The 24,935-nt window shown below is 67.2% G+C and carries 27 protein-coding genes; 20 read left to right on the top strand and 7 right to left on the bottom strand.

Annotation, left to right across the window (positions count from 1 at the left end; translation table 11 throughout):
- Positions 1 to 18 precede the first annotated feature (18 nt).
- Complete coding sequence (locus tag PVW49_RS15340) at positions 19 to 591, bottom strand: peroxidase-related enzyme (protein WP_048533328.1); 573 nt, start codon at positions 589 to 591, stop codon at positions 19 to 21.
- 194 nt (positions 592 to 785) lie between these two features.
- On the opposite strand from PVW49_RS15340, the gene PVW49_RS15335 reads away from it, so the two are divergent.
- The gene (locus PVW49_RS15335; protein ID WP_048533329.1) at positions 786 to 1,139 is read left to right on the top strand and encodes a PRC-barrel domain-containing protein; all 354 of its coding nucleotides are present in this window, start codon (positions 786 to 788) and stop codon (positions 1,137 to 1,139) included.
- Between the two features lie 55 nt (positions 1,140 to 1,194).
- On the opposite strand, the gene PVW49_RS15330 is transcribed toward PVW49_RS15335, so the two are convergent.
- Together PVW49_RS15330 and PVW49_RS15325 are read right to left on the bottom strand one after the other, a co-directional pair.
- Positions 1,195 to 1,923 carry a GNAT family N-acetyltransferase gene (locus PVW49_RS15330; RefSeq protein ID WP_274590954.1) on the bottom strand — a complete coding sequence of 243 codons (729 nt, stop codon included), beginning with the start codon at positions 1,921 to 1,923 and terminating at the stop codon, positions 1,195 to 1,197.
- On the bottom strand, positions 1,920 to 2,642 hold the full coding sequence (locus PVW49_RS15325) for a competence/damage-inducible protein A (protein ID WP_074836050.1): 723 nt from the start codon (positions 2,640 to 2,642) through the stop codon (positions 1,920 to 1,922). The genes PVW49_RS15330 and PVW49_RS15325 overlap by 4 nt, the downstream gene beginning before the upstream one ends.
- Before the next feature lie 45 nt (positions 2,643 to 2,687).
- Between PVW49_RS15325 and sfsA the strand changes: the two genes are divergently transcribed.
- From sfsA to PVW49_RS15285, 8 genes are all read left to right on the top strand, one after another.
- Entirely contained in the window at positions 2,688 to 3,395 is a 708-nt protein-coding gene (gene sfsA, locus PVW49_RS15320) for a DNA/RNA nuclease SfsA (protein ID WP_274590953.1), read from the top strand.
- A 26-nt stretch (positions 3,396 to 3,421) separates the two neighbouring features.
- On the top strand, positions 3,422 to 4,279 hold the full coding sequence (locus PVW49_RS15315; protein ID WP_074836053.1) for a DMT family transporter: 858 nt from the start codon (positions 3,422 to 3,424) through the stop codon (positions 4,277 to 4,279).
- Between the two features lie 118 nt (positions 4,280 to 4,397).
- A complete protein-coding gene (gene map / locus PVW49_RS15310) occupies positions 4,398 to 5,210 on the top strand; it encodes a type I methionyl aminopeptidase (RefSeq protein WP_074836055.1) in 813 nt (270 codons plus the stop codon).
- A gap of 107 nt (positions 5,211 to 5,317) precedes the next feature.
- Complete coding sequence (gene gpmI, locus PVW49_RS15305) at positions 5,318 to 6,841, top strand: 2,3-bisphosphoglycerate-independent phosphoglycerate mutase (RefSeq protein WP_274565776.1); 1,524 nt, start codon at positions 5,318 to 5,320, stop codon at positions 6,839 to 6,841.
- On the top strand, positions 6,838 to 7,959 hold the full coding sequence (locus PVW49_RS15300; RefSeq protein WP_074836058.1) for a murein hydrolase activator EnvC family protein: 1,122 nt from the start codon (positions 6,838 to 6,840) through the stop codon (positions 7,957 to 7,959). The genes gpmI and PVW49_RS15300 overlap by 4 nt, the downstream gene beginning before the upstream one ends.
- A 7-nt stretch (positions 7,960 to 7,966) precedes the next feature.
- Entirely contained in the window at positions 7,967 to 9,301 is a 1,335-nt protein-coding gene (locus tag PVW49_RS15295; RefSeq protein WP_048533337.1) for a S41 family peptidase, read from the top strand.
- A 58-nt stretch (positions 9,302 to 9,359) separates the two neighbouring features.
- Positions 9,360 to 9,851 (top strand): RNA pyrophosphohydrolase, encoded by a 492-nt coding sequence (locus PVW49_RS15290; protein ID WP_274590952.1) that lies wholly within the window; start codon positions 9,360 to 9,362, stop codon positions 9,849 to 9,851.
- Positions 9,852 to 9,854: 3 nt separating this feature from the next.
- Positions 9,855 to 10,343 carry a hypothetical protein gene (locus PVW49_RS15285; RefSeq protein WP_148562898.1) on the top strand — a complete coding sequence of 163 codons (489 nt, stop codon included), beginning with the start codon at positions 9,855 to 9,857 and terminating at the stop codon, positions 10,341 to 10,343.
- A 3-nt stretch (positions 10,344 to 10,346) separates the two neighbouring features.
- On the opposite strand, the gene PVW49_RS15280 is transcribed toward PVW49_RS15285, so the two are convergent.
- Together PVW49_RS15280 and ribA are read right to left on the bottom strand one after the other, a co-directional pair.
- Positions 10,347 to 10,826 carry a L,D-transpeptidase family protein gene (locus PVW49_RS15280; protein WP_274590951.1) on the bottom strand — a complete coding sequence of 160 codons (480 nt, stop codon included), beginning with the start codon at positions 10,824 to 10,826 and terminating at the stop codon, positions 10,347 to 10,349.
- Positions 10,826 to 11,920 (bottom strand): GTP cyclohydrolase II, encoded by a 1,095-nt coding sequence (gene ribA / locus PVW49_RS15275; RefSeq protein WP_074836113.1) that lies wholly within the window; start codon positions 11,918 to 11,920, stop codon positions 10,826 to 10,828. Before ribA ends, PVW49_RS15280 begins: the two co-directional genes overlap by 1 nt.
- Positions 11,921 to 12,072: 152 nt before the next feature.
- On the opposite strand from ribA, the gene PVW49_RS15270 reads away from it, so the two are divergent.
- Positions 12,073 to 12,759, top strand: coding sequence for a response regulator transcription factor (locus PVW49_RS15270; protein ID WP_048533340.1), 687 nt, complete (start codon positions 12,073 to 12,075; stop codon positions 12,757 to 12,759).
- 325 nt (positions 12,760 to 13,084) lie between these two features.
- On the opposite strand, the gene PVW49_RS15265 is transcribed toward PVW49_RS15270, so the two are convergent.
- Positions 13,085 to 13,954, bottom strand: a complete 870-nt coding sequence (locus PVW49_RS15265) for a branched-chain amino acid aminotransferase (protein WP_274590950.1) — start codon at positions 13,952 to 13,954, stop codon at positions 13,085 to 13,087.
- Between the two features lie 161 nt (positions 13,955 to 14,115).
- On the opposite strand from PVW49_RS15265, the gene PVW49_RS15260 reads away from it, so the two are divergent.
- The 6 genes from PVW49_RS15260 (at position 14,116) to dxs (ending at position 19,620) form a co-directional block, all read left to right on the top strand.
- A complete protein-coding gene (locus PVW49_RS15260) occupies positions 14,116 to 14,610 on the top strand; it encodes a MarR family winged helix-turn-helix transcriptional regulator (protein ID WP_274590949.1) in 495 nt (164 codons plus the stop codon).
- Positions 14,607 to 15,308 carry a response regulator gene (locus PVW49_RS15255; RefSeq protein WP_048533343.1) on the top strand — a complete coding sequence of 234 codons (702 nt, stop codon included), beginning with the start codon at positions 14,607 to 14,609 and terminating at the stop codon, positions 15,306 to 15,308. The genes PVW49_RS15260 and PVW49_RS15255 overlap by 4 nt, the downstream gene beginning before the upstream one ends.
- Before the next feature lie 235 nt (positions 15,309 to 15,543).
- Positions 15,544 to 16,470, top strand: coding sequence for a histone deacetylase family protein (locus PVW49_RS15250; protein WP_274590948.1), 927 nt, complete (start codon positions 15,544 to 15,546; stop codon positions 16,468 to 16,470).
- On the top strand, positions 16,467 to 16,709 hold the full coding sequence (locus PVW49_RS15245; RefSeq protein WP_048533345.1) for an exodeoxyribonuclease VII small subunit: 243 nt from the start codon (positions 16,467 to 16,469) through the stop codon (positions 16,707 to 16,709). The genes PVW49_RS15250 and PVW49_RS15245 overlap by 4 nt, the downstream gene beginning before the upstream one ends.
- Positions 16,710 to 16,803: 94 nt before the next feature.
- Positions 16,804 to 17,673 carry a polyprenyl synthetase family protein gene (locus PVW49_RS15240; protein WP_274565771.1) on the top strand — a complete coding sequence of 290 codons (870 nt, stop codon included), beginning with the start codon at positions 16,804 to 16,806 and terminating at the stop codon, positions 17,671 to 17,673.
- Positions 17,674 to 17,691: 18 nt separating this feature from the next.
- Entirely contained in the window at positions 17,692 to 19,620 is a 1,929-nt protein-coding gene (gene dxs, locus PVW49_RS15235; RefSeq protein ID WP_274590947.1) for a 1-deoxy-D-xylulose-5-phosphate synthase, read from the top strand.
- A 33-nt stretch (positions 19,621 to 19,653) separates the two neighbouring features.
- On the opposite strand, the gene PVW49_RS15230 is transcribed toward dxs, so the two are convergent.
- Complete coding sequence (locus PVW49_RS15230; protein WP_274590946.1) at positions 19,654 to 20,427, bottom strand: WecB/TagA/CpsF family glycosyltransferase; 774 nt, start codon at positions 20,425 to 20,427, stop codon at positions 19,654 to 19,656.
- A 237-nt stretch (positions 20,428 to 20,664) separates the two neighbouring features.
- Here PVW49_RS15230 and PVW49_RS15225 point away from each other — a divergent pair, with 237 nt between their 5' ends.
- From PVW49_RS15225 to PVW49_RS15210, 4 genes are read left to right on the top strand one after another with little or no spacing between them, the layout of a single operon-like run.
- Entirely contained in the window at positions 20,665 to 21,786 is a 1,122-nt protein-coding gene (locus tag PVW49_RS15225; RefSeq protein ID WP_274590945.1) for a Gfo/Idh/MocA family protein, read from the top strand.
- Positions 21,774 to 22,730 (top strand): NAD-dependent epimerase/dehydratase family protein, encoded by a 957-nt coding sequence (locus PVW49_RS15220; protein WP_274565768.1) that lies wholly within the window; start codon positions 21,774 to 21,776, stop codon positions 22,728 to 22,730. Before PVW49_RS15225 ends, PVW49_RS15220 begins: the two co-directional genes overlap by 13 nt.
- Positions 22,727 to 23,962: a glycosyltransferase gene (locus PVW49_RS15215; protein ID WP_274590944.1), complete on the top strand. Its 1,236-nt coding sequence runs from the start codon at positions 22,727 to 22,729 to the stop codon at positions 23,960 to 23,962. The genes PVW49_RS15220 and PVW49_RS15215 overlap by 4 nt, the downstream gene beginning before the upstream one ends.
- Complete coding sequence (locus PVW49_RS15210; RefSeq protein ID WP_274590943.1) at positions 23,959 to 24,933, top strand: glycosyltransferase; 975 nt, start codon at positions 23,959 to 23,961, stop codon at positions 24,931 to 24,933. Before PVW49_RS15215 ends, PVW49_RS15210 begins: the two co-directional genes overlap by 4 nt.
- Positions 24,934 to 24,935: the final 2 nt, after the last annotated feature.

The following is a 24,935-nucleotide window of genomic DNA, read 5'->3' as shown; positions in this document are numbered from 1 at the left end:
GCGCGAGCGCCCGCAAGTTCAGCGCGCCATCGCGTGATAGGCGCGGTTGGGCCGCATGTCGGTGGCGCTGGCCACGCGGTTCGACATGTTGAAGAACCCGGCGACCGAGGCGATGTCAAAGATGTCGCGATCCGAGAAGCCGGCGTCGCGCAGCGCCTGCCGGTCGGCCTCGGCGATCTCGGCGCTGGCCTTGGTCACCTTTTCGGCAAACTCCAGCATCGCAGTCTGGCGCTTGTCGAGATCGGCGGCGCGCCAGTTCATCACCATCAGCTCGCCCAGCTCGGGATCGCCGGACAGCTGCCGCACGGCGGCACCGTGGGCGGTGAGGCAATAGAAACACTTGTTGATCGACGACACCGCCACGGCGATCATTTCCCGCTCGAGCTTGCTCAGCCCGCTGCCGGCCAGCATCAGGTCGTTGTACATGGCGGTAAAGGCGTTGAGCTTGTCGATGTCGAAGGCATAGGCGCGCAGGACATTGGGCACCATGCCAAGCTTGTCTTCGCAGACATCGAAATATTTGCGGGTCTCGTCGGGCAGCGGATCGACCATCGGAAGGTCGAGCGCTGTGGGCTGGTCAGAGGCGGACATGGGCAGGGCTCCGGTTGCGTGCCTGTTTGGTGCCCGACGCAGCAAATCGCAAAACGCGCGGGCATTCAACTCCCGGTCTCGGCTGGCTTTTCGCCGCCGTGACGCCGGGCGAGTATCCGCCGTGGCGGAGCACCACGTCGGAACATCCGCGGCGCTCGGCGGTTTCTTCTGCACACCGATTGGAGGAATTAGTGATGAGTACCGAAGGGAACCACAGTCTTGTGTCCTCGTCCGACGTGAACGGCACCGCCGTCTACAGCCGCGATGGCACGCATATCGGCACGATCGATCACCTGATGATCGACAAGGAATCCGGCAAGGTGGCCTATGCGGTCATGGGTTTTGGCGGCTTTCTCGGGCTTGGCGAAGAACACCACCCGGTGCCCTGGGGCAAGCTCAATTATGACGTCAGCCGCGATGGGTTTACCACCGATCTGACCGAAGCCGAGGTCAAGGGCGCACCGGAGCGGACCAGCGACTGGCACCGCGACCGCGCCTGGGAGCAGCGGGTGCATGAGCACTACGGCGCGCCGATGTACTGGATCTGACCGGTCAGACAGATGACTTCTCCGCCCCTCGATGCTGTCGGGGGGCGGTTGTGCGTCAGGCTTCGGCGATCCGGTAGTGATAATGGCCGACGCAGGCAAAGCCCATGCCGGCGTAAAGCGCATTGGCGCCGGTGTTGGCCTCGGTGCAGAGCACCGACAGATGCGTGGCGCCGCGGTCTGCCGCCCAGACCGCCGCCTGCCGCATCATCCACTGCGCCAGTCCCTTGCGGCGCTTGGCCGGGACAACTTCGAGCGCATGCAGCATGGCCAGCCCCTCAACCAGCCCGACATAGGCGGTGGCAGCGGGGCTGTCCTCGATCCGGCCCAGGATGGTGGTCTTGTCGCAGGTGGCGCGCCACATCACCGCCAGCCGTTCCGGGCCGATGCCCGCCGCGGCCCAGAGTTCGCGCATGATTGCCAGCGGCTCCCAGATGCAGAAGGTGGTGACCGGGGGAATGGGCCGGTCGGTCAGATCCTGCACCGGGGCGACATAGAGATTGACCGGATCGACGATCCGGTAACCGGCGGCCTCGAGCGTGGCATCGAGCCGCTCTTCGCCGGCCCTTATCTGAAACAGCGGCTGCTGGCCCAGCGCGCGCATCTCTTGCTCGGCCCGCAGCCGATCGTCCTCGGACCAGCTGGCGCCGGGCAGAAGCGTCGCCGCCGAGACACGTTTGCCGCCGCCGGCGCCATCGCGCAGCAGGAAGGCCCCGCTGGCAAAGCTGCGCGCCGGGGGCCATGTCGCCTCGCAAAGCGCCATCAGCTGATCGGCGCCGGGCCTCATTCGGAAAACAGCGCCTTGAGCCGGGTCATCGCCAGATCGATCCTCGCCCCGTCCTGCGCGCGGATCACGATATTGGCGCCATAGGCCCCGTTCTGCTGATACGGATAGGAGCCGAAGGACAGGTCGTCGAATTCCTCCGCCAGCGCCGCCAGCGGCCCGGCGATATCGCCTTCGCCGCGCTGCACCCGCAGGGTCTGGCTCAGCAGCGGCGCGCCCCCCGTGAGCGTCGGCAGGACGGAGGCGACCATGGCCTGAAACACGCTGGGCACGCCGGCCATGACATGCACATTGCCCAAGAGAAAGCCCGGCGCGATCGACACCGGGTTGTCGATCAAGGTCGCGCCATCGGGGATGCGGGCCATCCGCAGGCGGGCGGCGTTCAGCTCGCGCCCGGTATTGGCGTAATGCTCGGCCAGCAGCGCGCGGGCATCCTCGCGCACGTCGATAGGCACGCCGAAGGCCTCGGCGATGCAATCGGCGGTGATGTCGTCATGGGTCGGGCCGATGCCGCCGGAGGTAAAGACATGGGTGACCGCCGCCGAGAGCGCCTTGACCGCCGCGACGATGGCGGGCGCGTCATCGCTGACCACGCGCACCTCCTTGAGGTCGATGCCGTGTTTGGTCAGCTCGCCGGCGAGGTAATGCATATTGGCGTCGCGGGTGCGGCCCGAGAGGATCTCGTCGCCGATCACCAGCATGGCGGCGGTGGGATTGGCCATCGGGGCCTCCTTGAATGCAGATTTTCAGAGGTATAGGCCGGGCGCATGCGCTTTCAAACCCCTCTTGTTCCGGCCACGCTCCTGCGGCGATACAAACGCTTCCTCGCCGATTGCCGGCTGGATGACGGCCGCGAGGTTGTGGCCCATTGCGCCAACCCCGGCTCGATGCTCGGCCTTGCCGACCCCGGCTTTCGGGTCTGGCTCGAGCCCAACGACGATCCCAAGAAAAAGCTGGATTACGGCCTCAGGCTGATCTCGCCCGCCGAGGGCGTGCTGGTGGGGGTGGATACCTCGGTGCCGAACCGCGCGCTGCGCGGGGCGCTCGAGGCCGGCAGCGTGCCGGGGCTCGAAAGCTACCGGACGGTGCGTCCCGAGGTGAAATACAGCCGGAACAGCCGGATCGATTTCCTGTTGCAGGCCGACGGGCGGCGCGATTGCTATGTCGAGGTGAAATCGGTCACGCTGAGCCGCGAAAACGGCATGGCGGAGTTTCCCGACAGCGTGACCGCGCGCGGCACCAAGCATCTGGCCGATCTTGCCGCGATGGCGCAGGCCGGGCACCGGGCGGTGATGCTCTATCTGGTGCAGCGCAACGATTGCACCACGATGCGGCTGGCCGCCGATATCGACCCGGCCTATGCGGCAGGCTTTGTCGAGGCTTGCGCCGCCGGGGTCGAGGTGATGGTACTGGGCTGCGAACTGACGCCCGAGGCTATCCGGCCCGGCGGGCGGATGGATTTCACTCCGGCGTAACCGCATCTCCGACGGCGAGGTCTTGCATGTCTCTTCTTGGTCTGGCCCTCGTTCTCGCTGCCGCGGTCTGCCATGCGACCTGGAACTTTCAGCTCAAGCGGATCGGCGGCGGGCCGGAGCTGGTCTGGCTTTTCTCGGCGCTGACGGTGGTGATCTATGCGCCGCTGGCGCTCTGGGTGCTGGTGTCACAGGCGCCGAGCTTCGGGCCGCAGCAACTCATCTGGCTGGCCGGCAGCACGGCGTTGCACATGGCCTATTTCCTGCTCTTGCAGGTCGGCTATCGCAAGGGCGATCTGTCGCTGGTCTATCCCACAGCCCGTTCGACCGGACCGCTGCTCTCCACCAGCTTTGCCGTGCTCTTTCTGGGCGAGATCGTCAGCGCGCAGATGGCGCTTGGCGCGGTCGGCATCGTCTTTGGCGTGCTGATGCTGACAACCGGCGGGCGCGTGAAGGGCCAGCAGATCTCGACCTCGCTCCTCTTTGGCCTGGCCGCCGGCGGGCTGATCGGCAGCTATACGGTCTGGGACGCCTATGCGGTCTCGGCGCTGCTGATCCCGCCGCTGCTGCTCGATTACGTCTCGAGCGTGGCGCGATCGGTGCTGCTGGCGCCGATGGCCCTGAAACGCCGCGCGGTCATGCGATTGCAATGGCGCGATCACCGCGCGGGGCTGGTGATCATCGCGCTGTTCAATCCACTGGCCTATATCCTCGTGCTCTATGCGCTGACATTCACCCCGGTGGCCTATGTCGCGCCCACCCGCGAGGTCAGCGTGCTGCTGACCGTGCTGGCGGGCAGCCTGCTGCTGGGCGAAGGCCATCTTCGCCACCGGATGATCTGGGCGGGGGTGATTCTGGCCGGCATGGGCGTTCTGGTCACCTCTTGATTGCATCGCGGCGGCGCCCCCTCACCGCGGCAGCACGGGAACTTGTCCCGCGCGGGCTGGCTCTTTACGCTGCAAACGCATAAGACAGCCAGCAAGACGTTTTTTACGGAGCAATTGCATGAACCGTCACAAGGGGCGCATGACGCGCGACGGGATCCGGATCCATGAACAGGCGGATTTCGCCGGCATGCACGAGGCCGGCCGGGTCGCAGCCCAGATCCTCGACGAAGTGGCCCCTCTGGTCGAGGTCGGCCAGACCACGGGCGCGCTCGATGCCTTCATCGAGAAGCGGGTGGGCGAGCTGGGCACCAAATCGGCCACCATCGGCTACAAGGGCTATCAGCACGCCTCCTGCATCAGCGTCAATCACGTGGTCTGCCACGGCATTCCCGGCGACAAGAAGCTGAAGGACGGCGATATCCTCAATATCGACGTGACCGTCATCAAGGATGGCTGGTTCGGCGACACCAGCCGGATGTTCGTCGCCGGCAAGCTCAGCCGCAAGGCCGAGCGGCTGATCCAGGTGACCCATGACGCGCTGATGCGCGGCATCGAGGCGGTCAAGCCCGGCAACACCTTTGGCGATGTCGGCCATGCGATCCAAAGCTTCGTCGAAGGCCAGCGCATGTCGGTGGTGCGGGATTTCTGCGGCCACGGGCTGGGCACGGTGTTTCACGCGCCGCCCAACGTGCTACACTACGGCCGCGCGGGAACCGGGCCGGTGCTCGAGGAAGGCATGTTCTTTACCATCGAGCCGATGGTCAACCTCGGCCGTCCCGAGACCAAGGTGCTGTCGGACGACTGGACCGCTGTGACCCGCGACAAGTCGCTTTCTGCACAGTTCGAACATTCGGTCGGGGTGACCGCGGAGGGCGCCGAGATCTTCACGCTCTCGCCCGGCGGCCTGTTTCACCCGACCTATTCCGAATAAGCCGCGCGCCCGTGTCACGGGCCGAGATGCGTATTTGATAAGAGAAGAAGCCCCTTTCGGTGGCAGGGTGTCACCGCCCGGGGCGCGATCAGAACGAGGAACCTTTGATGCCTGCTCCGAAACCCGTGGTTCTGTGTATTCTCGACGGCTGGGGCCTGCGGGACGAAACCGAGGCCAATGCCGTGGCGCTGGCCGAGACGCCGAATTTCGACCGGCTGATGGCGAATTGCCCGAATGCCACGCTGACCACCCATGGCAATGACGTCGGCCTGCCCAGCGGGCAGATGGGCAATTCCGAGGTCGGCCACACAAATATCGGCGCCGGCCGGGTGGTGGCGATGGACCTCGGGCAGATCGATCTCGCGATCGAGGACCGTTCGTTCTTTTCCAACGCGGCGATCCATGCCTTCATCGAGAGCGTGCGCGGCCACGACGGCACCGCGCATCTGATGGGGGTGATTTCCGATGGCGGCGTGCATGGCCATATCGACCATGTGCTGGCCGCCGTCGAAATGATCGTCAGCGCCGGGGTGCCGGTGGTGGTGCATGCGGTCACCGATGGCCGCGACGTGGCGCCGAAATCGGCCGAGGACTTCCTGCGGACGCTGGTGTCGAAGCTGCCCGAGGGTGCCCGGGTGGGCACCGTCACCGGGCGTTATTTCGCCATGGACCGCGACAATCGCTGGGACCGGGTGGAACAGGCCTATCGCGCCATGGTGGGCGGCGCCGCCGAACACAAGGCCGGCACCGCCGTGGCGGCGGTGAAAGAGGCCTATGACCGCGATCAGACCGACGAATTCATCCCCGCCACGCTGATCGGCAATTACGACGGTGCCCGGGATGGCGACGGCTTCTTCTGCCTCAACTTCCGGGCCGACCGGGCGCGCGAGATCCTGCTGGCGGTGGGCGAGGATGACTTTGACGGCTTCGACGGCCGCAACCGGCCGCAATGGGCCTCGATCCTGGGCATGGTGGATTACTCCAAGACCCATGACACCTTCATGGCCGCCGCCTATCCCAAGAAGGTCGTGGTCAACACGCTGGGCGCCTGGGTCGCGGCGAAGGGGCTGAAGCAGTTCCGCCTGGCCGAAACCGAGAAATACCCGCATGTCACCTTCTTCCTCAATGGCGGCAAGGAGGTGCCCGAAGAGGGCGAAGACCGCTACATGGCGCCCTCGCCCAAGGTGGCGACCTATGACTTGCAGCCCGAAATGAGCGCCGGGGAGGTCTCGGACCAGTTCGTGAAGGCAATCGAGACCGGCTATGACCTGATCGTGGTGAACTTTGCCAACCCCGACATGGTGGGCCACACCGGCGATCTGGAGGCGGCCAAGGCGGCCTGTCAAGCGGTGGATACCGGCCTCGGCCGGGCGCTCGAGGCGCTGGACAAGGCCGGCGGCGCGATGATCGTGACCGCCGACCACGGCAATTGCGAGCAGATGGTCGACCCCGAGACCGGCGGGCCGCATACCGCCCATACGCTCAACCCGGTGCCGGTGATCCTGGTCGGCGGGCCCGAGGGGGCCAGGCTGCGGCAGAGCGGGCGGCTGGCCGATCTGGCGCCCACGCTTCTGGCGCTGATGGCGCTCGACACGCCCGAGGAAATGACCGGAGAAAGCCTGCTGGCATGATCCTGCGCGCCGTGACCCTCCTGTGCCTGTTCGCCGGGGCGGCGCAGGCGCAGATGACCACAGCCGAAGCGGCGCGCGATGCCGTGCGCATGCTTGAGGAAAGCGCCCAGGCGCTGAGCGAGGCCCGTGGCGGGCGCGAGCGGGTCAAGGCGCTGACCGAAATCGTCAAGGGCTATGAGACCGGTCTGGCGGCGCTGCGCGACGGCATGCGCGCGGCATCGTTGAAAGAGGCGCAGCTCACCGAGGATCTCCAGGCCCGCGACAAGGAAATCTCGCGGCTTCTGGGCGTGCTGCAATCCATTTCGCGGGCGCCGGCGCCGGTCACCCTGCTGCATCCTTCGGGCCCGACGGGCACCGCACGGGCCGGCATGCTGCTGTCGGATGTGACGCCGGGGCTGAAGGCCCGCGCCGATGCCTTGCGCGCCGATCTCGAGGAGGTGCAGGCGCTGCGGCTGTTGCAGGCGCAATCCGCGGCCAAGCTGCAAGAGGGGCTCGAAGGTGCGCAGGAGGCGCGCACCGCGCTGTCGAAGGCGGTGGCCGACCGTACCGATCTGCCGCGCCGCTTTGTGGAGAACCCGGTGCAGACCGCCGTGCTGATCGCCGCCACCGAAACACTGGAGGGTTTTGCCAGCGGTCTCAGCACCATCGCCGAGGACGAGGCGCCGGGCAGCCTGCCCGACATCAGCCACCGCAAGGGCAAGCTGGCGCTGCCGGTGCAGGGCCAGCTCCTGCGCCGCGCCGGCGAGGCCGATGCCGCCGGTGTGCGCCGCCCCGGGCTGCTGATCGCCACCGGGCCGCAGGCAGTGGTCACGACCCCCACCGCCGCCACCATCCGCTATGCCGGGCCGCTCCTGAACTACGGGCTGGTCGCCATTCTGGAGCCGCAGGCCGACACGCTGTTCATCTTTGCCGGGCTCGAGGCGGTCTTTGGCCAGACCGGCCAGGTCCTGCCGGCGGGCGATCCTCTAGGGCTGATGGGCGGAGAGTTGCGGACGGATGTGTCACTATCGGGTGATGGGGCTGGAAACGCCCGCCCGGAAACGCTCTATATAGAGGTCAGAGAGCTGAATCAGCCTGTGGACCCACAAGATTGGTTCCGCACCACCGACAAGGGATAAGACACCAATGAAGAAGTTCGTCATGGCCGCCGTCGGCGGTACGCTGGCAGGCATTGTCGCAACCACCCAGCTTGCCGGCCCGCTGCTGGCCCAGGAAGAGCGTTCATCGGGCAATGTCTACGAGCAGCTTGACCTGTTTGGCGACATCTTCGAACGCATTCGCGCGCAATATGTCGAGGAGGTCGACGAAGGCGAGCTGATCGAGGCCGCGATCAACGGCATGCTGACCTCGCTCGACCCGCATTCCAGCTATCTGTCGCCGGATGACGCCGCCGACATGCGGGTGCAGACCCGGGGCGAGTTCGGCGGTCTGGGCATCGAGGTGACCCAGGAAGAGGGCTTCATCAAGGTGGTGTCGCCGATCGACGACACCCCGGCAGATGCCGCCGGGATCGAGGCCGGCGATTTCATCACCCATGTCGATGGCGAATCGGTGCTCGGCCTGACGCTGGACGAGGCGGTCGAGATGATGCGCGGGCCGGTCGGCTCCGAGATCATCATCACCGTGGTCCGCGAGGATCAGCCCGAGCCCTTCGATGTCTCGATCATCCGCGACACCATCACCCTCACCGCCGTGCGCACCCGCACTGAAGGCGAGACCGTGGTGCTGCGTGTCACCACCTTCAATGATCAGACCACGCCCAATCTCGAAGAGGGACTGGCCGAGGAGATCGCGGCCGCCGGCGGGCTCGAGAACGTCAACGGCATCGTGCTCGACCTGCGCAACAACCCCGGCGGTCTGCTGACCCAGGCGATCCGGGTGTCGGATGCCTTCCTCGAGAAAGGCGAGATCGTCTCGACCCGCGGCCGCAACCCCGAGGACGGCGAGCGCTACAACGCCACGCCCGGCGATCTTGCCGAGGGCAAGCCGCTGGTGGTGCTGATCAACGGCGGTTCGGCCTCGGCCTCGGAAATCGTCGCCGGTGCCTTGCAGGATCACCGCCGCGCCATCGTCGTCGGCACCAAATCCTTCGGCAAGGGGTCGGTGCAGACCGTGATGCCGCTTCGCGGAGACGGCGCCATGCGGCTGACCACGGCGCGCTATTACACGCCGTCGGGCCGGTCGATCCAGGCGCTCGGCGTCTCGCCCGACATCGTTGTCGAACAGCCGCGCCGGGTGGCCAACGAAGAGGATGAGGAAACCACCCCAAATTCGCGTTCCGAGGCCGACCTGCGCGGCTCGCTCGACAATGACAGCCTGAGCGAGGACGAGATCGAACAGATCGAAGCCGACCGCGCCAAGGCCGAAGCCGCCGCCGCGCTGCGCGAAGAGGATTACCAGCTGGCCTATGCCATCGACATCCTCAAGGGCCTGTCGGCGCTGGGTCCGAAAGACGAGTGAAACTGCTCTGCCCCCGGCCGCCGTGCCGGGGGCGATCTCGAGTGACCGCGAGGCCCGCATGACCCCCGAAGACATCGCCCGCCTGCCCTATCGCCGCAATGTCGGGGTGATGCTTGTCAACGCCGCGGGCGAGGCCTTTGTCGGCCAGCGGATCGACAGCGAAATGCCGGCCTGGCAGATGCCGCAGGGCGGCATCGACAAGGGCGAGGACGCCCGCGCCGCCGCGCTGCGCGAATTGCAGGAAGAAACCGGTGTCCTGCCCGAGCTGGTGACCGTGGAGGCGGAAACCCGGGCCTGGATACCCTATGACCTGCCGCATGATCTGGTGCCGAATATCTGGAAAGGCCGGTTTCGCGGCCAGGAACAGAAATGGTTCCTGATGCGTTTCCATGGCACCGACGATCAGGTGCGGCTGGATGCCGACGATCATCAGGAGTTTTCCGAATGGCGCTGGCTGCCGCACGACCGGCTCGTCGATCATATCGTACCGTTCAAGCGCGAGGTCTATGCCCGCGTGGTCGAGGAGTTCCGCCCCTATCTTGAGAGGTGAGTGATGCGTCTCTTGACTTGTCTGCCGTTGCTTGTCTGGGCCGCCGGGGCGCAGGCGCTGACCTGCCTGCCGCATGACGTGGCCGCTGTCTACCAGGATGCCAGAGACAGCGAGGATCGCTACATGGTGGTGCTGGGCCGGATGAGCTTTGACGCGACGCGGCTGCCCGAGACCGATATGACCGATCAGGCCAACACTCCGCCCGACACCCGAATTCCGGCGCGTCTGACCGGCGACGCGTTGAGCCGCGCCGGATTCATCCATCCCTATGACGCGGACATCGTGCTGAACGTGCAATGTTTCGGCCCGTGGTGCGCAGGGGCCAAGAGCGGCGATCCGGTGCTGGCCTTCGTCAATCTCGACGCCGCCTCCCCGGAGGTGACGATCACCCCCTGCGGCGGCTTTGCCTTTGCCAGACCCACGCCCGAGATGACCGAACAGGTGATCGCCTGTCACACCGGCGGCGACTGCACGCCGCGCAGGCAGCGCTAGGGTTCAGGGCACGATCAGCCTTGTGCCGGGGGCGGCCAGTGCCGCGATCTGGCGCAGGTGGTCGGGGCGGAAGGCGATGCAGCCTTCGGTCGGAAAGCCGGGCCGCCGCCAGCGGTGCAGGAAGATCGCCGACCCACGGCCGGGCGTCGCATCGGGCCAGTTCCAATCGGTCAGCAGCACCAGGTCATAAAGCGGATCGGCGCGGCGCAGCGCCTCGTGCGAGCCGGTGTAAGGCGCGCGGACCAAAGTGTTGTAATCCTCGTCTTGCGGCTCGTCGGACCACAGATCGCCGGGGCGGATCGGCTCGGCCCAGGGCGCCGGGCGGGCCATCCGGTCGGGGCGATACAGCAGCCCGGTGATGTGGTGCCGGCCGCGCGGGGTGGCGCCATCGCCCTCGCGCTTGTCCGCGGTCAGCCCGCCGCGGCCGATGGTGCAGGGCCAGAGCCTTCCGGCAAAGCGCAGCCCGCGCGGGGTGAGGACCATCACAGCAGATGCCCCGATTTCGCCGCCTTGGTGGCGAGATAGGCGGCATTCTGATCGGTCAGCCCGACCTTGAGCGGCACCCGTTCGGTCACCGCGAGACCGGCGCCCTGCATCATTGCGATCTTGCGTGGATTGTTGGTCAGCAACCGGACCCGGGCAAAGCCCATGGCCTTGAGGATATCGGCGCCGATGCGGAAATCGCGTTCGTCATCCTCGAAGCCCAGCCGGTGATTGGCCTCGACCGTGTCGAAGCCCTGATCCTGCAAGGAATAGGCGCGCATCTTGTTGGCGAGCCCGATGCCGCGACCCTCCTGGTTGAGATAGAGCAGCACCCCCTGCCCCTCGTCGCCCATCTGCGCCAGGGCGGCATGAAGCTGCGGGCCGCAGTCGCATTTCAGCGAGCCCAGCACATCGCCGGTGAAACAGGCGGAATGCAGCCGTGCCAGCACCGGCTGCGCCCGATCCGGGCGGCCGATCTCGAAGGCGTAGTGCTCGACCCCACCATCATCGGGGCGGAAGATGTGCAACCGTCCGCCATGGGCCAGCCGGGTGGGCAGGCGCGCCGCCACCACCGGATGCGGATCGGTGGCCCGCAGCAGCAGCGGCCCGGCGCTCCCGGCCTCGAGCCGTGTGAGCAGCGCGGCTTCCGGCAGGCTCTCGACCGCGGTTTCCAGCACCACGGCGGCGGGCAGGAGCTGTGCCGATTTCACCAGCGACACCGCCAGCCGGTGCAGCGCCGCATCGCCTTCGCGCAAGGCGAACAGCGGGCCCTTCATCGGTGTCCGCAGATCATCGGCCGGATCGGCGATGGCGCGGATCCAGGCGCAATCGGCCTCTTCCGGCAGCGGCAGCCGGGCGACATCGCCGTCATAGGGGCGCGCCTTCAGCGTCTCGGCCCGGCGTCCGGTGATCGCCAGCACCGGCGCCCCGCCCAGCGCCCGCAGGGTGGCCAGCCGCGCCGGCCCCATGGTTTCGGCCGCAAGCACCAGCGCGGCGCTGCCGTGACCGCAGAGCACGACCGGCACCCCCATCCGAAGATCGGCGCGGGCGCGGTTGATCAGCTCCGCCGTGTCAGGTGCAAAATGTCCAGTCATCAGGCCTGTCATGTAGCCGGTAATGATCGGGAATTGAAACATTTCCTCGCCTCCCGGGTGATATTCACACGAGCGCGTGAACGGCTTGCAGCAAATCTTGCCCCTCGCCGGCTGCGCCCCAATCTCACGAAGAAGAGATTTGGAGGACCGAGATGGCACAGCTCAAGAACCTGCTTCTTGTCGATGATGACGACGACCTGCGTGAGGCGCTGGCCGAACAGCTCATCATCACCGAGGATTTCGAGGTCTTCGAGGCCTCCAACGGCGCCGAGGCGATGGAGCGGGTCAAGGCCTCGCATTTCGACCTGATCATCCTCGACGTGGGCCTGCCCGACACCGATGGCCGCGAGCTCTGCCGGCTGATGCGCAAGCAGGGCGTCAAGGCGCCGGTGCTGATGCTGACCGGCCATGACAGCGATGCCGACACCATTCTCGGCCTCGACGCCGGGGCCAATGATTATGTCACCAAGCCGTTCAAGTTCCCGGTGCTCCTGGCCCGTATCCGCGCCCAGCTGCGCCAGCACGAGCAGAGCGAGGACGCCGTCTTTGCGCTGGGCCCCTATACGTTCAAGCCGGCGATGAAGACCCTGGTGACCGAAGACGAAAAGAAGATCCGGCTGACCGAGAAAGAGACCAACATCCTGAAATACCTCTATCGCGCCCCCGAAGGCGTCGTGCCACGCGACGTTCTGCTGCACGAGGTCTGGGGTTACAATGCAGGCGTGACGACACACACGCTCGAGACGCACATCTACAGATTGCGCCAGAAAATCGAGCCGGAACCCTCGAACGCCCGCCTCCTTGTAACCGAATCTGGCGGATATCGGCTCAATGCCTGAAAGGGCGCATAGATCGAAGGGCGATAAAGTGCTATGTTACGGTCACCTTTTGTAGGTGACAGAGATCCCGTTGCATGTGCGGGTTATCACATGCTCCTCCCTGTTGGACTGACCCGGGCCCCGGCCCGGGTCTTTTTTTGCCGGAGCTTCCGGCGGCGGTGTCATCCAGCGGGAGCCGGGTGGCGGGACCGCTCTCCTTTCCAATGAGGGGCCGGAGTGTCTTGCGCCCCGGACCTGATCCGGGACATTGCGCCGGGCCGGTCGCCTGGCCTGTAGCGGGAGGCCCCGGCGCGGGGGCCGGGGCGGGTGGCGCGGGACCGATCGGTCAGTTGCGCACCAGCTTCTCATAGGCGTCCGACATCTCGCGGGTCAGCGCGCCGACCTCGAAGGTGTAGTCGCCGATCTGGCTCACCGGTGTCACCTCTGCCGCCGTCCCGGTCAGCCAGCATTGCTCGAAGCCTTCCATCTCTTCCGGCATGATGTGGCGCTCGTGCACCTTGATCTGACGGTCCCGGAGCATGTTGATCACGGTCTGGCGGGTGATGCCGTTGAGAATGCAGTCGGGCAGCGGCGTGTGCACCTCGCCTTCCTTGACAAAGAAGATGTTGGCCCCGGTCGCTTCCGCCACATAGCCGCGATAATCCATGAACAGCGCGTCCGAGCAGCCCTTGGCCTCGGCGGCGTGCTTGGACATGGTGCAGATCATGTAGAGACCGGCGGCCTTGGCCGAGGTCGGGATGGTTTCCGGGCTTGGGCGTTTCCACTTGGAAATGTCGAGCTTGGCGCCTTTCATCTTGGCATCGCCGTAATAGGCGCCCCATTCCCAGGCCGCGACCGCGACCCGCACCGGATTCTTGGCCGAAGCGACCCCCATGTCCTCGCCCGAGCCGCGCCAGGCCACCACGCGAACGTAGGCGTCGGTCAGCCCGTTGGCCTTCAGCACCTCGTATTTCGCCGCCTCGAGCTCTAGGACCGAATAGGGGACCGGCATGTCGAGCAGCGCGCCGGAGGCCAGGAGCCGCTCGGAATGGCGCAGGCTCTCGAAAATCTTGCCATTGTAGGCGCGCTCGCCCTCGAACACCGAGCTGGCGTAATGCAGCCCGTGGGTCAGGATATGCACATTTGCATCCCGCCAGTCGACAAGCGTGCCATCCAACCAGATCTTGCCATCGCGATCATCATATGAGCCAGCCATGTCGCTCCTCCAAAGCCCTTCATTTTCCATATGTTGCGCGGATTTGGTCCGGTGTGGACATAATATTGCGCAAAAACTGTGAGTCGCTACCAGTTGAGACTTGGAATGTCAACAAGGCTGACGTACTGTGACCCAACAGAGCCAGTACACAAGGGAGAGGCATGGCAGAGCCCACCGGAGAACAGCTGCTTTATCTGACCGACGAACAGCTTCGGCAAGGGATTGAGGCGATGTTCTTTGCCTATCGCGGCTTTACCGCCGATCCCGACCGGATCCTCGACGAATTGTCTTATGGCCGCGCCCATCACCGGGCGGTGCATTTCATCAATTGCGCCCCCGGCACGACGGTCAACAACCTGTTGAATATCCTCGGAGTCACGAAACAATCGCTGAACCGTGTGTTGCGCACGTTGATCGCGGACGGTCTTGTGGAAAGCAGGGTCGGCCGGTTGGACAAACGCGAACGGCACCTGTACCTGACCGAGGAGGGAAAAGCCCTGGAGGCAAAATTGTCGGATGCCCAGAGAGCGCGGATGCGCGCCGCCTATCGCAAAGCCGGGCCGGAGGCCGTGGCCGGCTTTCGCCAGGTGCTCGAGGCGATGATGGACGCCGACATGCGGCGCAATTACCGCGCCCTGCGGGAGCCCAGGACATGAGCGCGCAGGATTTGCATCTTCTGATCGTCGACGACGACGAACGCATCCGGGTGCTGTTGCAGAAATTCCTGATTCGCAACGGTTTCCTGGTGTCTGCCGCGCGGGACGCCGGCCATGCCCGGCGCATCCTCTCGGGGCTGGATTTCGATCTTATCGTGCTGGACGTGATGATGCCCGGCGAAGACGGCATCAGCCTGACCCGCGATCTGCGCGAGGACTCGGCCACGCCGATCCTGCTGCTCACCGCCAAGGGCGAGACCGAAGACCGCATCGCCGGGCTCGAGGCCGGGGCCGACGATTACCTTGTCAAACCTTTCGAACCCAAGGAACTTCTGCTCAGGATCAACGCCATCCTGCGCCGCATGCCGGAAGCGCCGGAGACCAATGCCATGCCCAAGCTTTTGTCGCTCGGGCCGCTGCGCTACGACATCGAGCGCGGCGAACTGTGGCAGGGCGAGGACGCGGTGCGCCTGACCGCCACAGAAAGCCAGCTGATGCGGATCTTTGCGGCCCGGCCGGGCGAGGCGGTGAGCCGCGCGCAGCTGGTCGAGGACCTGGGCCGCGACAAGGGGCAGAGCCAGGAACGCGCCGTCGACGTGCAGATCACCCGACTCCGGCGCAAGCTCGAGGCCGATCCGAAACAGCCGCGCTACCTTCAAACCGTGCGCGGCGCGGGCTATATGCTGGCGCCGGACTGAGCCGCAGGCGATGGTGGGTTCACAACCCCACCCTACGGCCGAGTTGTGACCCGGCGGAGGGCCGCGCACCCACCCCACGCCCGCTTCATGACCACGCAACAGGTTGCCACCCCAGCCCACGGCCGGCCACCCCTGTAGGGTGAGTTTTCAACCCACCGCCCGCAACGCCCAGCTTGCAACCCGCCCCCGAAACCTGCCAGATCGGCAAAACCGCCACCCAGAGGGAGGAGAGACCATGACCACGCTGGTACTGACCCATGAGACCGGGCTGCGGCATGAAACCCCGCAGGGCCACCCCGAACAGGTGGCACGGCTCGAGCACATCCTGCACGCCTTCCGCCAGAACGACATCGCAGTGGAAACCGCGCCCGAAGGCCGGCGCGAGGATGTGCTGCTCTGCCATCCCGAGCGGTACATCGCCCGGCTCGAGGCGGCGCTCCCGGCCGAGGGGTTGCACCAGCTCGACGCAGACACCTGGATATCGCCCGGCAGCCTGGCCGCGGCCTGGCACGGCGTCGGCGCGGTGCGCGAAGGGGTGGACCGCGTGCTTGCCGGTGACGCGCGAAACGCCTTTTGCGCCATGCGCCCGCCCGGCCATCACGCCGAACAGGAAACGCCGATGGGCTTTTGCTTCTTCGGCAACGCCGCCATCGGCGCGAAACACGCGCTCGAACGGCACGGCCTTGCGCGCGTCGCGGTGGTGGATTTCGACGTTCACCACGGCAATGGCACCCAGGCGCTGCTCTGGGACGAGCCGCGCGCGCTGTTGATCAGCAGCCAGCAGATGCCGCTCTGGCCCGGCAGCGGCGACCCGTCGGAACGCGGCGCGCATGACAATGTGTGCAACATTCCGCTCGCCCCCGGCTCGGACGGCTACGAGATGCGCGACGCCTATACCCATGACGTGCTGCCCCGTTTGCGCGACTTTGCCCCGGAGCTGATCCTGATCTCGGCCGGGTTCGATGCCCATCGCGACGATCCGCTGGCCAATCTCAACTGGTCGACCGAGGATTTCGTCTGGTTGACGCAGGAGATCTGTCAGGTCGCGCAAGAGTGTTGCGAGGGCCGGGTGGTCTCTGTTCTGGAAGGCGGTTATGATCTCGCCGCATTGGCGGAGGCAGTCACCGCCCATGTGAAAACGCTTCAGGAGGCCGCGGCGTGAGCGAGAAAAAGGTAGACGAACTGACATTCGAAGAGGCCATGGCCGAGCTGGAGCGCGTGGTCGGCCAGCTGGAACGGGGCGACGTGGCTCTCGACGATTCGATCAAGCTCTACGAGCGCGGCGCGGCGCTGAAGAAACGCTGCGAACAAAAGCTCAAGGACGCCGAGGAAAAGGTGCACGCCATCACCACCGACGCCGAGGGCAATGCCACCGGCACCAAGCCCGTCGAAGGCCTCTGAGCGCCGGCGCACCGGCTTCACCCAGCCCGACACACGCCGGAGGCCCCGCAGAGGCCGCCCCACCTGCGTGTGCCCGCCAAGAGGACCGCCCCGGATGTTCACCGATACCCTGAAATCCGACGCCGCGCGCGTCTCGGCCCATCTCGACCTGGTGATCGCCGGAATCGACGACCTGCCGGTGACCCGGGCGATGCGCTATGCGGTCGCGGGCGGCAAGGGGCTGCGCGGCTTTCTGGTGATGGAAAGCGCCCGGCTGCACGACATCGCCGAGACCCATGCGCTCTGGCCCGCCGGGGCGATCGAGGCGGTACACGCCTACAGTCTGGTGCATGACGACCTTCCCTGCATGGACGATGACGATCTGCGCCGCGGTCAGCCCACCGTGCATGTCAGATGGGACGAGGCGACGGCGGTGCTGGCCGGCGATGCGCTCCAGACCCTGGGGTTCGAGATGGTCACCGATCGGCGCTGCCACCCCGACGCCGAAGTCCGTGCCGAGCTGGCGCTTTCGCTGGCACGGGCGGCGGGCGCACGCGGCATGGTGCTGGGCCAGGCGCTTGATATCGCGGCCGAAAGCGCCGATGCGCCGCTCGGCCTTCAGGAAATCACCCGGCTTCAGGCCGGCAAGACCGGCGCGCTCATTCAATGGTCGGCCGAAGCCGGGGCGCGGCTCGCCCGCGCCGACACCGCCCCCTTGCGGCACTATGCGCAGGCGCTGGGCCTTGCCTTTCAGATCGCCGACGACATCTTGGATGTGGAAGGCGATGCGCAGAAGGCCGGCAAACGGCTGCAAAAGGACGCGGCGGCGGGCAAGGCGACCTTTGTCTCGCTGCTCGGGCTCGAAGCCGCGCGCCTGCGGGCGCAGGAGCTTGTCACCGAAGCCTGCGACGCGCTTTCGCCTTACGGGCCCCGGGCCCGAACCTTGCGCGAGGCCGCCCGCTTCGTTATCTCGCGCGACAATTGAGAGGCCAAGGAGCCGCGCATGTCTGACCGCCCGGAAACCCCGCTGCTGGATACTGTCCACGGCCCCGCCGACCTGAAACGCTTTTCCGACGCGGAACTGGTGCGGCTGGCGCATGAGCTGCGCACGGAAACCATCAGCGCGGTGAGCGAGACCGGCGGCCACCTGGGCGCGGGCCTTGGCGTGGTGGAACTGACCGTAGCGCTGCACGCGGTGTTCAACGCGCCGCGCGACAAGATCATCTGGGATGTGTCGCACCAGTGTTATCCGCACAAGATCCTCACCGGCCGCCGTGACCGCATCCGCACTCTGCGCCAGAAAGACGGGCTCTCGGGGTTCACCAAACGCTCGGAAAGCCCCTTCGATCCCTTCGGCGCCGCGCATAGCTCGACCTCGATTTCCGCCGCGCTGGGATTTGCCGTGGCGCGCGATCTCGGCGGCGCCTGCGACACCGGCCATGGCGATGCCATCGCGGTGATCGGCGATGGCGCGATGAGCGCCGGCATGGCCTTCGAGGCGCTCAACAATGCCGGCCACCTCGGCAAGAGGATGATCGTCATCCTCAACGACAACGAAATGTCGATTGCCCCGCCGGTGGGGGCGATGTCGTCGTATCTGTCGCGGCTTTATGCCGAGGCGCCGTTCCAGGATCTCAAGGCCGCGGCCAAGGGCGCGGTCTCGCTGCTGCCAGAGCCGTTCCGCGAAGGTGCCAAGCGCGCCAAGGACATGATCAAGGGCATGGCGGTGGGCGGCACGCTGTTCGAGGAGCTGGGCTTTTCCTACCTCGGGCCGATCGATGGCCACGACCTCAACCAGCTCTTGCCGGTGCTGCGCACGGTGCAGGCACGGGCCACCGGGCCGATCCTGATCCACGCGCTGACCCGCAAGGGCAAGGGCTATCACCCGGCCGAAAACGCCGACGACAAGGGCCACGCCACCGCGAAATTCGATGTCGTCACCGGCAAGCAGAAGAAAGCGCCGTCCAACGCGCCCGCCTATACCAAGGTCTTCGGCCAGGAGCTGATCAAGGCCGCCGAAAGGGACAGCCGGATCTGCGCCGTGACGGCGGCGATGCCGGATGGCACCGGGCTCGATCTGTTCGGCACACGCTATCCCAGCCGCTGCTTCGACGTGGGCATTGCCGAACAGCACGGGGTGACCTTCTCGGCCGGGCTCGCGGCGGGCGGCATGCGGCCGTTCTGCGCGATCTATTCCACCTTTCTGCAACGCGGCTATGATCAGGTGGTGCATGACGTGGCGATCCAGCGCCTGCCGGTGCGCTTCGCCATTGACCGCGCGGGGCTTGTCGGGGCCGATGGCGCCACCCATGCCGGCGCGTTCGACGTGGCCTTCATGGCCAACCTGCCGGGAATGGTGGTGATGGCCGCCGCCGACGAAGCCGAGCTGGTGCATATGGTGGCCACCGCCGCGGCGCATGACGACGGCCCCATCGCCTTTCGCTATCCGCGCGGCGAAGGCGTCGGCGTCGAGATGCCGGAACAGGGCGTGCCGCTGGAAATCGGCCGCGGCCGCATGGTGCGCGAAGGTCAGGGCGTGGCGATCCTGTCGTTTGGCGCGCGGCTCAAGGAGGTGCTGGACGCCTGCGAGGCATTGGGGGCCAGGGGCATCAGCCCGAGCGTGGCCGACGCGCGCTTTGCCAAGCCGCTCGACCGCGAGCTGATCCTCAAGCTTGCCGCCGAGCATGAGGCGCTGATCTGCGTCGAAGAGGGCGCGGTGGGCGGTTTCGGCAGCCATGTGGCGCAGCTTCTGGCCGAAGAAGGCGTCTTCGACAACGGGCTCAAGTACCGTTCGATGGTGCTGCCCGACATCTTCATCGATCAGGCCAGCCCGCGCGACATGTATGCCGTGGCCGGGCTCAACGCAGAGGATATCGAAGCCAAGGTACTCGAAGTGCTGGGCGTGACGGAGATCAAGTCCTCGCGGGCGTGACGGCGGGCGGAGGGAGCCAGGCGGAAGCCCCGCCTACGGCGTTCTCTCTCGGGCCCCGGTGTGGCGTTGGCGCAGGGCCTTGATGGCATGCGCGGGCAGGATGGCGGCGCATTGCGCATAGCGCGCGACCAGCCGGCGGGGATTGGACAGCATCCGCCAGAGCCATTCCAGCGCCAGCCGGCGTATGATCCGCGGCGCGCGCTGCTGCGCCCCGGCAAGGAAATCGAGCCCGGCGCCGATCGAGGCGAAGCCGAGCCCCGGCGTGATCACCCGGCCTCGTGCCGCCAGGATCTCCTGCTTCGGCGCGCCCAGCGCCAGAAAGACCAGCCGCGCGCCGGAAGCCTCGACCTCGCGCAGCACCGCGTCGCCGCCCGGCCCCGCCGGATCGAACCCCATCGGAGGCGCGATCCGCGCCGCCACCCGCACCCCCGGCACCCGGGCCGAGAGCGCCTCTGCCGCGCCGGCAAGGGCCGCCTCGGTGCTTCCCAGCAGGGCCACCGGCACACCCTGCCGCGCCGCCAGCGCGGCCAGGGGCACCACCATGTCGGCTCCGGGGACCAGCTCGACCGGATCACCGGCCAGACGCGACAGCCAGACCAGCGGGTTGCCGTCGGCCACCACCAGATCCTGCGCCCGATAGGCTTCGCGAAATTCCGCGCTCTGCCGCAGTTTCACCAAGTGGTCGAGGTTGACCGTCGCGAGGGCAAAGCCCTCGCCCCGCGCCAGGCGCGCCGCGACCTCGGCCATCAGCCCGGCGCGCCGGGGCATGTTGATTGCCAGCTGGTAATTCCCTACCTCAAAGTACACGTTGTCCTCCGCATGGTCGGGCATATCATCGGGGTCCAAGATGGCGAAGGTAAGGACAAATCGCAGATTCCACGCGGCGCCGCGGCATTTTTTGCCCCCGCGCCGGCGACAGCCGAAAAATTGCCATCTTCGGGTGATTAAACCGCGCCTGACAGCAACCAGACGGACCCGCGCGCGCATGCCCCTGATACGGACCGGCACGACCCTTGGCCCTGCCCTGCGCGGGGGGCCGTGCTGATGCGCGCCGTGGGCCTCATCGGCTGCGGCTTTGTCGCCGATCTCTACATGCGCTCGCTGGCGCTCTATGACGATCTGTCGGTTGTCGCCGCGCATGACACCGACGCCGCGCGGCTGGCCGCCTTTTGCGCCCATTGGGCCGTGCCGCCGCAGGCCGATCTACAAAACTTCCTCGCCGCGCTGCCCGAGGGCGCCATCGTGCTCAACCTGACCAATCCGGGCGCGCATTATACCGTCAACCGCGCCTGCCTGGCCGCCGGCCGGCATGTATGGTGCGAAAAGCCGCTGGCGCTGACGATGGAGGAAGCCAAGGCGCTCAAATCCATGGCCGATGACGCCGGGCTGATGCTCGCCTCGGCGCCGAGCAGCGTGCTGGGCGAGGCGGCACAGGTCTTTCTGCGCGAGATACGCCGCGGCACCGCCGGCCCGGTGCGGCTGGTCTATGCCGAGCTTGACGACGGTTTTGTGCCGCAGGCCCGCCATGGCAGCTGGATCAGCGAAAGCGGCGCGCCCTGGCCGGCCGAGGACGAGTTTCGCACCGGCTGCACGCTGGAGCACGCGGGCTATTACCTGACATGGCTGATCGCCGCCTTCGGGCCGGTCAGGCGCGTGGTGGCGGCCTCGGCCGAGGTGATCCCCGACAAGCCCGGCGGCGCAAACACCCCCGATTTCGCCACCGCCACGCTGTTTTTCCACGCGGGACCGGTGGCGCGGCTGACCTGTTCGATCGCCGCGCCGCATGATCACCGCATCCGCGCCATCGGCGATGCCGGCGTGCTGGAGGTGAAACAGGCCTGGAACAATGCCGCCCCGGTGCGCTTTCACCGGCGGGTCAACCTGCGGCGGCGGCTGCTCGAACTGCCTTTCGGGCGGCGGTGCAGGCCCGGCGGGCCGACCCATCCCAAGGTCTCGCGCAGGGGCGCAGCGGCGATGAATTTCGCGCTCGGCCCGGTCGAGATGCTGGACGCGCTTGCCGAGGGCCGCGCCTGCCGGCTCGACAGCGATTTCGCGCTGCATCTGACCGAGGTGATCTTGGCAATGCAGAACGCCGGCGAAGAGACCGGACCGCAGGACATGACAACCACCTGTCCCCAACCGGAGCCGATGCCATGGGCGCGCTGACCCTGCTGATCACCGGCGCGGCAGGCTATGTCGGCCGCCACAGCGTCGCGGCCGCCCGGGCGCGGGGCCACGCGGTGATCGCCGTGCTGCGCGACGCCAGCGCCGCCCCCGAGAGCTGGCGCGACGACGCCGGTATCACGGTGATTGCCGGCGACCTGACAGACTGCCCCGCCCTGCCCGCGGCCTGCGCCTTGGCCGACGTGGTGCTGCATCTGGCGGCCTCGCTCTCCGGCGATGCCACGCGGCAGGCGCGCGATACCTTGCAGGCGACCCGGAGCCTGCTGGCCGCCCTGCCCGACGGCACCCGGCTGGTGCACATGAGTTCCATGGCGGTCTATGACATGGCCCACGCCGACCCGGGCGCGATGATCACCGAGAATTCGGCGCTGCTGGACGCCGGAGCCAGGGCCGATGCCTATGCCACCAACAAGGCGGCTCAGGAACGGCTGGTGTCCGATACCGCCAAGACACGGGGCCACGGTGTCACCATCCTGCGGGCCGGGGCGGTTTTCGGCCCGGGTCGGCTCTGGAACGCGCATCTGGGTCTTGCCCTCGGGCCGGTGCTGCTGCGCCTGGCAGGCCGCGGCGAGATCCCGCTGTGCCATATCTCCACCTGCACCGGGGCGCTGATCAAGGCCGCCGAACACCCGGCCACCGGGCCGATCAACGTGCTCGACGAAGACCTGCCGACCCGGCAGCGCTATCTCGCCAATCTCGCCGGTACGCCGCCGCTGGTCCTGCCGCTCAACTGGCGCTGGGTGATGCCCCTGGCACGGCTGTCCGCGACGGTGCTGCCACGCCACAGGCTGCCCGGCCTGCTGCGCCCCGAGGTGCTGCGGGCGCGGTTTCTGCCGCTGTGTTACGACAACAGCCGGATGCGCGAGACCCTGGGCCTGCGGCAGGCGAAGAGCTTCGAGGCGCTGATGCATGAGGCCCAGGGATGACCGGCCCCCTCCTCTACCTCACCGGCGAATACCCCCGCGTCACCGATACCTTCATCCAGCGCGAGGTCGCGGCGCTCAGGGCGCAGGGTATCACGATCATGACCGCCTCGATCCGCCGCACCGGGCCAGAGCATCTGGTGGGCGAGGAACAGATCGCCGAGGCGGCGCAGACCTTTCACGTGCTCGAGGCGGCGAAACATCCGCTGCGGCTCGCCGCCGCCAAGCTCCGCCTGTTGCGCCATCCGGGGCGGTTCTTTCGCGCCTTCGCCCTGGCCTGGCGCACCGCGCCGGGGGGATTGCGCAACTGGCTCTGGCAGATGTTCTATTTCGCCGAGGCCATCATGCTGGCCGATCACATGCAGCGCCATGGCGTGCGCCACCTGCACAACCATATCGCCAAGGCGAGCTGCACCGTGGCGATGCTGGCCTCGGAGCTCAGCGGCATCCCCTACAGCTTTACCCTGCACGGGCCGGATATCTTCTTTGCCCCGGACCACTGGCGGCTCGACGAAAAGATCGCCCGGGCGCGTTTCGTGGCCTGCATCTCCGAATTCTGCCGGGCGCAGGCGATGATCTTTTCCGACCGCGCGCTCTGGGACAAGCTGCACATCGTGCATTGCGGCATCGATCCGGCACGCTACGATCCGGCCCCGCGCCAGGGCCCGCCGCATCTGACCTTTGTCGGACGGCTGGCGGCGGTCAAGGGCGTGCCGGTGCTGCTCGAGGCGCTGAGCATCCTGAAAGGCGAGCTGCCCGGGCTGCGCGTCACCCTGATCGGCGACGGGCCGGAACGGGCGCGACTGGAGCAGGACGCGGCGGATCTCGGTCTGCGCGATATGGTGGACTTTGCCGGCTATCGCAGCCAGTCCGAAGTCGCCCGGGCGCTGAAGGTGACCGACGCGCTGGTGTTGCCGAGCTTCGCCGAGGGCGTGCCGGTGGTGCTGATGGAGGCGATGGCGGCCGGACGACCGGTGATCACCACCGGCGTCGCCGGGGTCTCGGAACTGGTCGAGCACGGCAAGAGCGGCTTTCTCGTGCCGCCCGGCGATGCGCAGCGGCTGGCGCAGGCAATCCGCGCCGTTCTGGCCGACCCGGACCGCCGCGTCGAAATGGGCCGGGCCGGGCGCACCCGCGTCGTCGAGGACTTCGACATCGGCAAGGAGGCGGCCTGGCTCGGCCGGTTGTTCGAGGTCTACGCCGACGGCGCGGCGCATCCGGGCAAGCGGCCATGAGCGCGGTCGACCTGATCCTGATCGGCCGCAACGAGGGCGACCGGCTGCGGCGCTGTCTGGCCTCGGCGCAGGGGCAGGCGCGGCGGATGGTCTATGTCGACAGCGGATCTTCCGACGGCAGCGTCGCCGCGGCCGAGGCGGCCGGGGCCGAAGTGGTACATCTCGACCTCAGCCGGCCCTTCACCGCGGCGCGCGCTCGGCACCAAGGGTTCCTGCATCTCGAAGCCACCGGCGGCGCGGCGGAGATCGTCCAGTTCATCGACGGCGATTGCGCCATTGCACCGGGTTGGATCGAGACCGCGCGCGCCGCGCTTCTGGCCGAGCCCAAGCGCGGGCTGGTCACCGGCTGGCGGCGCGAGATCGCGCCCGGGGCCTCGGTCTACAATGCCTTGGCGCAGGTGGAATGGCACCGGCCGGCGGGCGAAATCCGCGCCTGCGGAGGCGACATGATGCTGCGCCGCACTGCCTATCTCGAGGCCGGCGGCTTCGACGCGCGGGTGATCGCGGCCGAGGATGACGAGCTGTGTTGCCGGCTGCGCAAGGCCGGCTGGCAATTGCTGCGCATCCCCGAAGAGATGACCCAGCATGACGCCGCGATGACACGCTTTGGCGCCTGGTGGCAGCGGGCGGTGCGGACCGGGCATGGCTTTGCCCAGGTCGGCCATCTGCACCCGGACTACTTCCGCCGCGAGCGGATGCGCAGCTGGCTCTGGGGGCTCTTGGCGCCGGTTCTGGCGCTCGTCGGCCTGTTTGCGGCGCCCTGGCTGACGGCGCTGGTGCTGCTGGCCTATGTCCTGTCCTGGCTTCGCACAGTGCGGGGGCTGATGCGACAGGAAGGCCTGCCGCGCGCCACGGCGCTGCATCACGCGGTCTTTCTGACGCTGTCGAAATTTCCCAACCTGATCGGGATGCTCCGGTTTCATCTGCGCAGGTGGATGGGGCGGGACATGCGGATCATCGAATACAAGTGAGC

The sequence above is a fragment of the Marinovum sp. PR37 genome, from assembly GCF_028807375.1.
Taxonomy (GTDB): domain Bacteria; phylum Pseudomonadota; class Alphaproteobacteria; order Rhodobacterales; family Rhodobacteraceae; genus Marinovum; species Marinovum algicola.
This window is presented reverse-complemented; position numbering and strand designations above follow the sequence as displayed.